Raw genomic sequence first — 12,959 nt, forward strand, 5'->3', positions numbered from 1 at the left:
CGCTCTGGAAGGGAGTGGGACAATGATCCGAACCAGTTTGCTCGCGCTCGTGGCTCTCGCACTCGCGCTGGGCACGGCGCTCGCACAGATGCGTGCCCCGCCTGCATCCGAAGCGGCGTGCGAGGAGCCGACGCTGCGCTGTGCCACCAAGGTGACGCCGGCCTTCGGTCCAGACGGCACGTTGTGGCTGGTCTGGATGGCGGGAGGCCAGATCTCGGTCGCAAGCTCGCAGGATACGGGCCGCAGTTTTTCGCCGCCCACCCAAGTCACGACGAAGCGGCTGAACCTCGACTGGGGACCGGATGCGCGCCCGAAGATCGTGGTCGATCGCAAGGGCGGCATCGCGCTCGCGTTCTCTATCTTCAGGGACGAGGCCTTCAATGGTCAGGTGCTCTACACGCGCTCGGCCGATGGCGGGAAGAGCTTTGCCGAGCTTAAGCCCATCACCGCCAACAACGAGAGCCAGCGGTTCGAGGCGCTGGCGCTCGATCAGGACGGAACGGTGCTCGCGGCCTGGCTCGACAAGCGCAATCGTGTCTCTGCGAAAGAGGCGGGGCGGAAGTACGAGGGCGCGGCGCTGTTCTTTGCCTCGTCACGCGATGGCGGTGCCACCTACGCAGAGGCCCGTCTCGCGCACGAGGGCACCTGCGAGTGCTGCCGATTAGGGCTGGCGTTCGCGGCGCCGGGGCGGCCGGCCGTGATCTTCAGGAACATCTTCGAAGGCGGCGTGCGAGATCATGCGGTCATGACCTTCACCGCAGTCTCGACACCAGGCGAAATCCGTCGGGTCAGCAACGACGATTGGCAGATCAATGCCTGCCCGCACCACGGGCCTAGCCTCACCATCGGGCCGAACGGAACCTATCATGTCGCCTGGTACACGAACGGGAAGACTCGTAAGGGATTATTCTACGCCCACTCGCGTGACGAGGGGCGCACATTCTCTGTGCCGATCGCGCTCGGGCGCCTGGATCGCAGTCCGACGCGCCCCTTCGTGCTTTCGGCCCCGGCGGGAACGGTGATGGTGTGGAAGGAGTTCGATGGCGAAAAGACCTCGGTCCAGATGACGATCTCCCGCGATGACGGCCAGACGTGGTCGCCGCCGAAGGCGATAGCGAGTACGAGCGACACGTCCGATCACCCCTTGCTGGTCTCCAATGACAAGCAGACCTATCTATCGTGGATGACGAAGGCGGACGGCTATCGGTTGACAGCTATCGAGGATCAGCCATGAGATTTCGATTTGCAGGCATTGCGAGTCTGAACGTTCTGATCGCATCCGCGGCTGCTTTCGGAGCTTCGCCCGCCTTGAAGCCATTCGAACGCGGCACCTGGCAAGGCGTCATCAGGGGGCATGCCGGCCGTCCGGTACTGGTGCATTTCTGGGGCGTGACCTGTGGCCCATGCAAAGTCGAACTGCCGCTGCTCGGGCAGTTCGCCAAGGATCATCCTGACATCGACGTCGTCACGGTCAGCGCCGATCTCGTGCCGAACCTGCCGGCGGCGACGCAATCGATGCTCGACAAGGCGGGTCTGTCGTCCACCGAAAATTTCATCTTCAACGACGGCTTCGTCGAGCGCTTGCGGTTCGAGATCGATCCGGCCTGGCAGGGCGACATCCCTCGGACCATGCTGATCTCGCGGGACGGGACCATCACGACGATCGAAGGCTCGGCTGAAATCGCCGATCTGGAAAAATGGTCGGCGCAGCAGTTCTCCAAACACTGAAATCTAGATCTGAAAAGGAAATACCGAAATGAAGACAATCTCGAAAAACGTGCTGCTCGCTGCGTTCGCTCTCGCGATCTCCGCCGCACCGGCGCTCGCCGACGACGTGAAGGCCGGCGATCTCGTCATCTCGCAGGCGTGGAGCCGTGCGACTCCGGGCGGCGCAAAGGTTGCCGGCGGCTATCTCGTTATCGAGAACAAGGGGACGGCGCCGGACAGGCTGGTCAGCGTCTCCGCCGATATTGCGGGCAAGTCCGAGATCCACGAGATGGCAATGGATAACGGCGTGATGAAGATGCGAGCGCTCGACAAGGGACTGGTGATCGACCCCGGCAAGACCGTGAAGCTTGCGCCCGGCGGCTATCACCTCATGCTCCAGGAGTTGAAGGGCCCGTTCAAGCAGGGCGACAAGGTGCCGGTGATGCTGCAATTCGAGAAGGCCGGCAATGTTGCCGTCTCCCTCGACGTCCAGGGCGTCGGCGCGCAGTCGCCGGGCGACGCCGGGCATTCAGGTCATATGGACATGAAGAAAATGCCGGATCATTCGGGAATGAAGATGAAGTGAGGCGGATCTGGCCGGCCGCTGCACGTGCGGATCGACGGGCGGGTAGCCGATTTGCAGTAGGCCGCGCTGGACGACGTTCTTGAACCGAAGCCGCCGTGAGGTTGCCCACGGCGGCTTCGAGCTGAACCTGAAGCCGACGGAAAAATGACAAGGAATTTCGCGGCGTTAGCGGCTTTTCCTCATTCCCGGCCTTGTGTTTTCGCTCCCAATCCGGTTTCACTGCAGGCGATCACTGATTCCCAGAGTATTACCATGCGGTTGTCGCGGTTCTTTCTGCCCATCCTGAAGGAAAACCCGAAAGAGGCGGAGATCGTCTCGCATCGACTGATGCTTCGCGCCGGCATGATTCGGCAGGAGGCGGCCGGCATCTATGCCTGGCTGCCGCTCGGCTTTCGCGTGCTCAAGAAGATCGAGCAGATCGTGCGTGAGGAGCAGGACCGCTCCGGGGCGATCGAGGTCTTGATGCCGACGCTGCAGCTCGCCGATCTCTGGCGCGAGAGCGGCCGTTATGACGCCTATGGGCCGGAGATGCTGCGCATTGCCGATCGCCACAAGCGCGAGCTGCTGTATGGACCGACCAACGAGGAAATGATCACCGAGATCTTCCGCGCCTACGTGAAGTCCTACAAGAACCTGCCGCTGAATCTCTATCATATCCAATGGAAATTTCGCGACGAGCAGCGTCCGCGTTTCGGCGTGATGCGCGGCCGCGAGTTCCTGATGAAAGACGCCTATTCGTTCGACCTTAACGAGGCCGCGGCGCGCGTCGCCTACAACAAGATGTTCGTCGCCTATTTGCGCACCTTCGCGCGGATGGGGCTGAAGGCGATTCCGATGCGGGCCGAGACCGGCCCGATCGGCGGCGATCTCAGCCACGAGTTCATCGTGCTGGCCGAGACCGGGGAATCCGGCGTATTCATCAACCGTGACGTGCTGGACCTGCCGGTGCCGGGCGAGGACGTCGATTATGAGAGCGATTTGACGCCGATCATCAAGCAATGGACCTCGGTCTATGCGGCGACCGAGGACGTCCACGACGCCGCTCGCTTCGAGCGGGAGGTGCCGGCGGACAAGCGCGTCAACACCCGCGGCATCGAGGTCGGCCAGATCTTCTATTTCGGCACGAAATATTCCGAGCCGATGAAGGCGCTGGTAGCGGGGCCCGACGGTGTTGATGTGCCGATCCATGGCGGCTCCTACGGCGTCGGCGTCTCGCGCCTGTTAGGTGCCATCATCGAGGCCTGCCATGACGATGCCGGCATCAAATGGCCCGAGGCCGTGGCGCCGTTCCGCGTCTCGATCCTCAACCTCAAGCAGGGCGACGCCGCGGTCGATGCGGCAAGCGAGAAGCTTTATGCCGAACTCACGGCCAAGGGGGTCGACGTGCTGTACGACGACACCGACCAGCGCGCCGGCGCCAAGTTCGCCGCCGCCGATCTGATCGGCATCCCCTGGCAAATCATGATCGGGCCGAAGGGCCTCGCCGACGGCAAGGTCGAGATCAAGCGGCGAAGTGACGGCTCCCGCGAGACCATGTCGCCTGCGGATGCGGTCGCCCGCCTGGTCGGCTGAATATTGTTCATCGCGCGATATCGAGGCCGCCAATCCGGCCACAATTGACCCCGAATCATGGGATTATCGAGCGATGGATGAGACCATGACCGAGACCGTGCAAACCGCGCCTTTTGCGCCATTCGAGTGGATGCTGTCGGCGCGCTATTTGCGGGCGCGCCGCAAGGAGGGATTCATCTCGGTTATCGCCGGGTTCTCCTTTCTCGGCATCATGCTGGGCGTGGCGACGCTGATCATCGTCATGGCGGTCATGAACGGCTTTCGCAAGGAACTGCTCGACAAGATCCTGGGGCTCAACGGCCACATCCTTGTCCAGCCGCTGGAATCGCCGCTGACGGACTGGAAGGACGTCGCCGACCGCCTCAGTCAAGTCGAGGGCATCCGGCTCGCTGCGCCCGTAGTGGATGGTCAGGCGCTGGCATCATCGCCCTGGAACGCATCCGGCGTCCTCGTGCGGGGCATCCGCTCCGACGATCTCAACAATCTCACCTCGATCGCCAAGAACATCAAGCAGGGCTCGCTCGAAGGCTTCGACGAAGGGCAGGGCGTTGCGATCGGCCGGCGGCTCGCCGACCAGCTGTCGCTGCATGCCGGCGACAGCGTGACGCTGGTGGCGCCAAAGGGCGCGGTCACGCCGATGGGCACCACGCCGCGGATCAAGCCGTACAAGATCGCGGCGGTGTTCGAGATCGGCATGTCCGAATACGATCTTGGCTTCGTGTTCATGCCGCTCGCCGAGGCGCAGGCCTATTTCAACCGCAGCAACGACGTCACCTCGATCGAGGTGTTCACCACCAATCCCGACCGGATCGATGCCTTCCGCAAGGCCGTGACGGAGGCGGCGGGCCGGCCGATATTCCTGGTCGACTGGCGCCAGCGCAACTCGACCTTCTTCAACGCGCTCCAGGTCGAGCGCAACGTCATGTTCCTGATCCTGACCATGATCGTGCTGGTCGCCGCGCTCAACATCGTCTCCGGCCTGATCATGCTGGTGAAGGATAAGGGCAGCGACATTGCGATCCTGCGCACGATGGGCGCCTCTCAGGGCTCGATCATGCGCATCTTCCTGATTACGGGTGCGTCGATCGGCGTGGTCGGCACGCTGGTCGGCTTCTGCGTTGGCCTCGTGATCTGTCTCAACATCGAATCGATCCGGCAATTTCTTTCCTGGCTGACCAGCACCGAACTGTTCTCGCCGGAGCTCTATTTCCTGTCGAAGCTGCCCGCCGAGATCGATGTCGGCGAAACCACGGCCGTCGTCATCATGGCGCTGACGCTGTCGTTCCTGGCGACGCTCTATCCGTCGTGGCGCGCCGCGCGCCTCGATCCCGTCGAAGCGCTGCGGTACGAGTGAGGGGCTGATGGAGCAGCAGCAGGGGGCGGAAGATGTACCGGTCATTTATCTCCACGAGATAAAGCGGCAGTACTTGCAGGGCGAGGTGCCGCTGACGATCCTCGATGGCGCCAAGCTGGCGCTGTGGGCCGGCCAGTCGGTCGCGCTGGTCGCGCCGTCGGGCTCGGGCAAGTCGACCCTGCTGCATATCGCCGGCCTTCTGGAGGCGCCCGATTCCGGCGAAGTCTACGTCTCGGGTGCGCCGACCTCGCAGTTGCCCGACATCGAACGCACGCAGCTGCGCCGCACCGACATCGGATTCGTCTACCAGTCGCACCGGCTGCTGCCTGAGTTCTCGGCGCTGGAGAACGTGATGCTGCCGCAGATGATCCGCGGCCTCAGGAAGTCCGAGAGCGTCAAGCGCGCCAAGGAGATCCTTGGCTATCTTGGCCTCGGCGACCGCATCACCCACCGCCCTGCCGAGCTGTCGGGCGGCGAGCAGCAGCGCGTCGCGATCGCGCGCGCGGTGGCCAACGCGCCGCGTGTGCTGTTTGCGGACGAGCCGACCGGAAATCTCGATCCCGGTACCGCCGAGCACGTGTTCCAGGCTCTGATGCAGCTGGTCAAGGCGACGCAGGTGTCGATGCTGATCGCGACCCACAACATGGAGCTTGCCGGCCGCATGGACCGGCGCGTCTCGTTGTCGAACGGTCAGGTGGTCGAGCTCGACTAAGGTCACGCGAAAACAACCCCATGCACAGTAGCCAAGTGCTTGGCGGAATTACCTAAAGAAAACCGCAACAGTGCTCTGCCGCCGACTGCGGGCTCAAGGCCTGATGACCGTCATTTGAACGGGCCGGGATTGGCCGCGGCGTGGGCGACCGCTTCATTGGCATTGACGAGATCGAGCTCCGGAATTCGTCAAATGGCGAGAGGCACGCGATATTCGGAGAGGCCGGTCTGGTTGCTGAGCCGCGCCTGACGCCGGGAACCTAAGCGCCGTCCTACGGTTACCGTGTCATCGGTGTGTTTGGTGGAGCGAGGGAAGTGTCCGGGGAAGACCGATGACGACAGCGACCGGGGTACCCTCGGCCGACCGTAACGCCGTCTTAGCCACCCTCGGCGACCATATTCGGGAGATCGGTAACCCCGACGATCTCGCCTATGCCGCGGCTGAGCTGCTTGGCCGCAGCCTCAACGTCAGCCGGGCAGGCTACGGTACTGTTGATACATCAGCCGAGACCATCACGATCGCGCGCGACTGGAACGCTCCCGGGATATTGAGCCTGGCCGGCGTGCTGCGCTTTCGCGACTATGGCAGCTATATCGAAGACTTGAAGCGGGGCGAGACGGTCATCTGCGCCGATGCAGAGAGGGACCCTCGCGTAGGCGACCGCGCCCGAGCTCTCGAGGCAATTTCGGCGCGCGCCTTCGTCAACATGCCTATCTCCGAGCCCGACGGGGTCGTGGCGCTGCTCTACCTCAACAATGCCAAGCCGCGCGAATGGAGCCCCGCCGAGCTGGCGCTAATCCGCGAGGTCGCCGAGCGGACCCGCACTGCCGTCGAACGCCGCCGTGCTGAGACGGCAGTGCGCGAGAACGAGGCACGGCTGCTCTTCCTCGACGCTCTCAACAAGGAAACAGCCAAAACCCGCGATGCGGATAGCGTCATGGCGGTGACGACGAGAATGGTCGGTGAGCATCTCGGGGTCTCAAACTGCGCCTATGCCGACATGGATCCTGATCAGGACGGCTTCACCATACGCGGGGATTGGGCAGCTCCGGGTGCGATGCACATCCTCGGGCACTACAGCCTTGCTGATTTCGGTAAGAAGGCGGTTCGAGAGCTGGGTGCGGGCAGACCGCTCATCATCAACGATAACCTGACGGAGATTGCGCCGGAGGAAGCCGCCGCTTTCCAGCGCATCGGGATAGGCTCGACCATCTGCATGCCCTTGGTGAAGGAAGGGCGGCTGACCGCCTTGATGGCGATACATCACCGGGGCCCGTATCGCTGGAGACAGCACGAACTTGCCCTGCTTACCGAGGTGACGGAGCGGTCATGGGCGCACATCGAGCGGGTCAGATCGGAGCAGGCGGCCCGCGAAGCTGCCGAACGCCTGGTCCTTGCCAACAAGGCGGCCGGCATCGGGACGTGGGACTATGACCCGGTCAACGACGTCCTCCGATGGGATAACCGCTGCAAGGAGGTATTCGGTCTCTCACCGGACGCCGACGTGAGCTACGAAGGGTCGTTCCTGAGGGGCATTCATCCCGACGACAGGGAGCGCGCGCATCAAGCCGTATCAGCGGCCCTACAGCCTCGTTCTCCGGGAAGTTACAACATCGAATACCGAACCATCGGTATCGAGGATGGCATCGAGCGCTGGATCGCCGCAACTGGTCACGCAATTTTTTCCGACGACCAGGCCACTCGATTCATCGGGACCGTGCTGGATATCTCTGCGCAAAAGAAAACCGAACGTCATCTCAGGATACTCAACGACACAGGAGCATCGGTCGCTCGCGAACGTGATCTCGGCAGGATCGTGCAGATCGTAACGGACGCCGGCGTCGAACTGACCGGCGCTCAGTTCGGAGCTTTCTTCTACAACGTCCTCGCTGCGGATGGCGGCAGCTACATGCTCTATTCGCTGTCCGGCGTACCCCGATCGGCTTTCGAGAGCTTCCCGATGCCGCGCGCCACCGGCGTGTTCGAGCCGACGTTCAAGGGGCTGGGCGTGGTCAGGTCCGATGATATCCTGAAGGATCCGCGTTATGGCAAGAACACGCCGCACTACGGAATGCCGGCGGGCCATCTTCCGGTTCGGTCCTACCTGGCGGTCCCCGTTATCTCGCGCAGCGGCGAGGTGCTCGGAGGACTTTTCTTCGGCCATGCGGATGTCGGAAAATTCCAGGCCGAGCACGAGGCCGCACTGCTCGGAATTGCCGGTCATGCCGCGACGGCTATCGATAACGCGAGGCTTTTGACCCGGCTCGAGGCCCTCAATGCCGAGTTGGAGCAACGGGTCGCCGATGAGATCGCCGAGCGTATGAAGGCCGAAGAGCAACTGCGGCAATCCCAGAAGATGGAAGCTGTCGGGCAATTGACCGGCGGCATTGCCCACGACTTCAACAACATGCTGGCCGTGATATTGGGCAGCTTGAACCTTGCCAAGCGGCGGCTCGGCAAGGGAGAGGTCAACATCGATCGTTTCATCGAGGGCGCCATCGATGGTGCAAACCGTGCGGCCACGTTGACGCAAAGGCTGCTCGCGTTCTCGCGTCAGCAACCTCTCGCGCCTGAGGTCGTGGACGTCAACAAGATGGTTGGCGGGATGAGTGAGCTGCTCGAGCGATCGCTCGGCGAGCTCGTCCGCCTCGAGACGGTGCTTGCGGTCGGCCTATGGCGCGTCAAGGCCGATCCGGCTCAGCTGGAAAGCGCTCTCATCAATCTTGCGGTCAATGCGCGGGATGCCATGCCGAAGGGCGGCAGACTGACCATAGAAACCGGCAACGCTTCGATCGATCGAAAATATGCCCGCGAATACGCCCTGGCACCCGGGCAGTACGTTCTCATTGCCGTGACGGACAACGGAACAGGAATTGCGGCCGACGTGCTGGGGAAGGTCTTCGATCCGTTCTTCACGACCAAGGTCGTGGGCAAGGGCACCGGCCTCGGCCTCAGCCAGGTCTATGGCTTCGTGCGGCAGTCCGGCGGCCATGTGAAGATCTACTCGGAAATCGATGTCGGCACGACGGTGAAGATCTATCTTCCGCGGTTCGCGGGCGAGGAGGCCATCCCAACTCCATCACAAGGCGTGACACATCCCGGTGCAAGTCTGCAGAGCGAGACCATTCTCGTCGTGGAAGACGATGAGCGCGTCCGCAGCATCTCGTCCGAAAGCCTGCGCGAGCTTGGCTACACCGTTGTCGAGGCCGCGAGCGCCAACGAGGCGATCAGGAAAATCGAAAGCGGTTTCATCCCCGATCTGCTGTTCACCGACGTCGTCATGCCCGACATGACCGGAGCGGAACTTGCGACCGAACTGTCGAAGCGACTTCCGGAACTGAAAGTGCTGTTCACCACGGGTTACACGCGCAACGCGATCGTTCACAACGGCATGCTCGACGCCGGCAAGCATCTGCTGTCCAAGCCCTTTGCAATCGAAGACTTGGCCGCCAAGGTTCGTCAACTGCTCGACGAGGGCTAGCTAATAAGCTTCGAGTCGAGCGCTGCCGTCCGCATCTTACGGCGACGGTGCGGAAGAAGGCTTCGTGCTGGCGGTCGGCTGGGGAGCGGTCCAGGGGCTCGCGGGCGAATGAGCCGCCTGTTAGGGAGCCGTATGCCGAAGCATCGCCGGCAAGAGACTTGCTGGGCCTGCCGCCGGCGATGCGCAGGATGCCCTCAGCCGGTCCCACACTGACGGTAGGCCCGTCAGGTCTATCTCGAATTTCGTGTTGCTCGTCTTGTCGTCCGGCATCTGCGTGGTTTCGCGGACCTGGAGGGAGCGCGAAGCCAATATCGTGTTGACCATGTCGGCGTCGATGTTGCCGCGCCACACCGCGTACTTGCCGAAGCGAAGCGGAGATCCTCCGGTCACCTTCTCGGTGTCGGCCGCGATCAGGATCGTGCTTTTGCCGCGAGCCGTCTCGTCGACCTCGGACGCGAACGTCAGCGGCACGCCCTTGCTGTTCTCGCAGGACAGGCGCAACTCCATCGTTCTGAACTTGGAGGCGCTCTCCTTCTTCGTCGTCGCCATCTTGCGAACGAACGGCCGCGCCTCTTTCTCCAGCGTCCAGTTCGTCTCGGCAAGCGGTCGCGTATCGATGCCGAAACCGTAGAGCTCGGATCGCGTCAGCACGTGCAGGCTTTCGAACTTCACTGTCCGGATCAGAGCATCGAGCTCGCGGTTGATTCCCATCGCGGTGATGAAGGCGGCCCGGTCACGATCGGCCGCCAATAGCCGCCGCCGTCTGTATTCCGCGACTGCCGCCGGGTCGGGCCGCCCGTCAAAGGCCAGCACCAGCCTGGAACTATGGACCGCCACTACCGCGTCGGGGGCGACCTCGCGCGATGTCGCCCCGAGAAACAGGTAGCCGCAGGCCGAATTGCACATGGCACGCTGAGTGGTGAGTTCGGCCTCCACCTCGCCGCCTGCATTCTTGATCTTCAGGCATGCGGCATCCGCCTGCTTGCCCGCGGCGCAGGCGGTCGGGATCGTCCGGCCGACCCTGGCAATCGCTCTGCGGCTGCGCAGCAGCCGCCCGATCGCGTAGGATTGCTCGACGTTGCCACCGGGCGAATGAAGATAGATCGGACGCTGCAGGTCCTTGACGGCGGCGAGGAAGCGGCGAATGCGCCGTGCAGCCTCCCGATCGATCTCGCCCTCGATGGCGATCCAGCGATCGCAGCCCGGGCCGCATGCGTTGGGCGAACCCTTGGCGAGATAGATCGTCAACCTCGACGCAAGGCCGGCTTTTTCCGTCGGGGCCGCCTGTGCACCCAAGGTGCTGGGAAGCAGCAGGGAGACCACGAGGAGCAGGATACGGGCGAACATGGACGGATCGACTACGCGCAAGGAAGCTCGGACCGAGGCTATACGAGGACTGGCGCGGTCACAACTTGCGGTCGCCCTTCGTGCGCGTTTTATTGCGTCCGGCCGGCAATCAAGCGCTCGGAGTACGCCCCGGCGTGCGTTGCCGCATGTCGCTGATAGGCAGCTGTCGATCATCCGGCACCAGCGGCGCGTCCCGAGCGGCGAGGCGGTGTCGACTTCGACCTCGGAAAGTATGGATTCACGATACAACTCGCCGAGCGTCCGACGGCGAGATGTCTGCACTGGGCAAGCGAATCGTAGCCGCAGTCGAAATAGCCGACCGGACCGTAGATCTGCATGCAGACAGGGTAACGCCGATCGTAGGTCTGAGCATGCGCATGTTGGCTGGCCACCAGCAGGGCGAGCGCGAAAGCGAGGCAGACGCGGTGCATCTCAGCGCGGCAGAACCTAGCCCGGCGTCTGCGCGCGCGGACGATTCTGATACGCGTATGGGTCGTCGGTCTGTCCGACGAAATACGGGTTGGCGATGCAGGCGAGGGCGCGGCCGGACGCGCTCGCCTGACACTGAGCGTAGGTATCGAACCTGCAATTGCTGAGACCCGGTTATTCATCTCCGGTGAGGCAGAATGTATGGTTCTTGCCGAATGCGCGTGCGGGTGTGCTTGCAATCGATGCGAGTACAAATGTGACGAATGCGAGCAATAATGTGGCGACAATGGGGTGTGGAACTCGGCCGCGCATTTCATTTTCTCCAATCACGCGAATGTGCGCACAACGTCGTGCCGCGCGCATGAGGCCTGTGCCCTGTAGTCCACACTGGAACTCAGGAAGACTCTTGTTTCAAAGGGTTTCCGCGCATGCGCCGATAAACATTCGTTAATGTGCAGAGGCCTTTCGACCGGACTGTTGCGTCACGGTTACAGCAATTCTGTCGATCGCTGTTATGACGACGTCACGGCCCGGGGGCCTCTAAGAAACTGGAACGGGAATCAAATGAAGAAGAATTTGTTGCTTGCCGCTGTCAGCCTCGTCGCGCTCAGCGCGGCTGCGCCGGCGCTGGCTGCTGACCTCGCGGCGCGGCCTTACACCAAAGCTCCGCCGGCGGCGATCGCTGCCGTTTACGACTGGAGCGGCTTCTACATCGGCATCAACGGCGGCGGCGGTTCGGCTCGCACGACCTGGGATCTGGTTGGCGTCGGTCGTGAAGGTTCCCACGATGCGTCGGGCGGCACGGTTGGTGGCCAGATCGGCTATCGCATGCAGTCGGGTCAGTTCGTGTTCGGCGTTGAGGGCCAGGGCAACTGGGCCGATTTCTCGGGCGACAATGTCAGCCTGATCTTCCCCGCCAATCGTAACCGGACCCGGATGGATGCATTTGGTCTCATCACCGGTCAGGTCGGCTATGCCTGGAATAACGTGCTCCTGTACGTGAAGGGCGGCGCGGCCGTCGTCAGCAACAAGTACGAGCTGTCGGCCGTCGGCGGTCCGCTGCTCGCCTCGACCAGCGACACGCGCTGGGGTGGTACCGTCGGCGCAGGCCTCGAGTTCGGCTTTGCGCCGAACTGGTCGGTTGGTGTGGAGTACAACCACATCTTCCTGGCCGACAAGGACGTGACCTTTGCTGGTTTCGCCGGAACCGATCGCATCCGTCAGGACGTCGACATGGGCCTCGTCCGCCTGAACTACAAGTTCGGCGGCCCGATGATTGCCCGCTACTAAGGCGAACCGCTTCGCAGGGAGCGATCGTCGAAAGCCCCGGCCTTGTGCCGGGGCTTTTTTATTGTTTCAGATCAGCGAGTTAACCATTCTTTTCCAGAGCGGTTCAGACAGCTTGACTCCTAAGAACGAAAAGAGAACAATGTTCTTCATACGTTCTGGTAGGAGCGAGACATGTTCAGGGTTTTTGTCGAAGAAGCCGCCGCACTGGCGTCGATCACGCTATTCGTCGGGATGATCGCGATCTGGGCGCAGGTGATCCCGCAGCTCTGATTCTGCGAGTCTAACGCAGTGGTCCCTTACGCCGGTGCGCGTCTCTACCGGTGCCTTGGGGAAAAGCGGGACGACGCAGCCGATCGGCCGCTCCGGCGTGGACTCTGAAGCTGTGACACCTCACCATTGGGTGGCGAGTCGGCCGGGAGAGTGCTTGATGCCTTGACGAGCCGGCGACCGCGCCATCTCATCTGCAAGAGGCCGTCACGCG

The 12,959-nt window shown here is 62.7% G+C and carries 10 protein-coding genes and 1 pseudogene; 8 read left to right on the forward strand and 3 right to left on the reverse strand.

Annotated features, from left to right (window positions below):
• Positions 1–22 precede the first annotated feature (22 nt).
• The 7 genes from K408_RS0125230 to K408_RS0125265 all read left to right on the forward strand — a co-directional run bounded on the left by K408_RS0125230 (position 23) and on the right by K408_RS0125265 (position 9,412).
• Positions 23–1,234: a sialidase family protein gene (locus K408_RS0125230; RefSeq protein ID WP_024341261.1), complete on the forward strand. Its 1,212-nt coding sequence runs from the start codon at positions 23–25 to the stop codon at positions 1,232–1,234.
• The gene (locus tag K408_RS0125235) at positions 1,231–1,728 is read left to right on the forward strand and encodes a TlpA family protein disulfide reductase (protein WP_024341262.1); all 498 of its coding nucleotides are present in this window, start codon (positions 1,231–1,233) and stop codon (positions 1,726–1,728) included. Before K408_RS0125230 ends, K408_RS0125235 begins: the two co-directional genes overlap by 4 nt.
• Before the next feature lie 28 nt (positions 1,729–1,756).
• Positions 1,757–2,293 carry a copper chaperone PCu(A)C gene (locus K408_RS0125240; protein ID WP_024341263.1) on the forward strand — a complete coding sequence of 179 codons (537 nt, stop codon included), beginning with the start codon at positions 1,757–1,759 and terminating at the stop codon, positions 2,291–2,293.
• Positions 2,294–2,545: 252 nt separating this feature from the next.
• Positions 2,546–3,865, forward strand: coding sequence for a proline--tRNA ligase (gene proS / locus K408_RS0125245; protein WP_024341264.1), 1,320 nt, complete (start codon positions 2,546–2,548; stop codon positions 3,863–3,865).
• Between the two features lie 73 nt (positions 3,866–3,938).
• The gene (locus tag K408_RS0125250; RefSeq protein WP_024341265.1) at positions 3,939–5,219 is read left to right on the forward strand and encodes a lipoprotein-releasing ABC transporter permease subunit; all 1,281 of its coding nucleotides are present in this window, start codon (positions 3,939–3,941) and stop codon (positions 5,217–5,219) included.
• Between the two features lie 7 nt (positions 5,220–5,226).
• The gene (locus K408_RS0125255) at positions 5,227–5,931 is read left to right on the forward strand and encodes an ABC transporter ATP-binding protein (RefSeq protein WP_024341266.1); all 705 of its coding nucleotides are present in this window, start codon (positions 5,227–5,229) and stop codon (positions 5,929–5,931) included.
• A 331-nt stretch (positions 5,932–6,262) separates the two neighbouring features.
• Positions 6,263–9,412, forward strand: a complete 3,150-nt coding sequence (locus K408_RS0125265) for a GAF domain-containing hybrid sensor histidine kinase/response regulator (RefSeq protein WP_024341267.1) — start codon at positions 6,263–6,265, stop codon at positions 9,410–9,412.
• Between the two features lie 120 nt (positions 9,413–9,532).
• Here the strand turns inward: K408_RS0125265 and K408_RS38670 are convergent, their stop codons facing one another.
• The 3 genes and pseudogenes from K408_RS38670 to K408_RS41225 form a co-directional block, all read right to left on the reverse strand.
• Entirely contained in the window at positions 9,533–10,759 is a 1,227-nt protein-coding gene (locus tag K408_RS38670; protein ID WP_196232395.1) for a hypothetical protein, read from the reverse strand.
• A 170-nt stretch (positions 10,760–10,929) separates the two neighbouring features.
• The gene (locus K408_RS0125275; RefSeq protein ID WP_028145986.1) at positions 10,930–11,190 is read right to left on the reverse strand and encodes a DUF3551 domain-containing protein; all 261 of its coding nucleotides are present in this window, start codon (positions 11,188–11,190) and stop codon (positions 10,930–10,932) included.
• Between the two features lie 16 nt (positions 11,191–11,206).
• Positions 11,207–11,500, reverse strand: a pseudogene (locus tag K408_RS41225) (DUF3551 domain-containing protein).
• Between the two features lie 252 nt (positions 11,501–11,752).
• Here K408_RS41225 and K408_RS0125280 point away from each other — a divergent pair.
• On the forward strand, positions 11,753–12,478 hold the full coding sequence (locus K408_RS0125280; protein ID WP_024341268.1) for an outer membrane protein: 726 nt from the start codon (positions 11,753–11,755) through the stop codon (positions 12,476–12,478).
• Positions 12,479–12,959 lie beyond the last annotated feature (481 nt).

This window comes from Bradyrhizobium sp. in8p8 (assembly GCF_000426845.1).
Taxonomy (GTDB): Bacteria; Pseudomonadota; Alphaproteobacteria; order Rhizobiales; family Xanthobacteraceae; genus Bradyrhizobium; species Bradyrhizobium japonicum_C.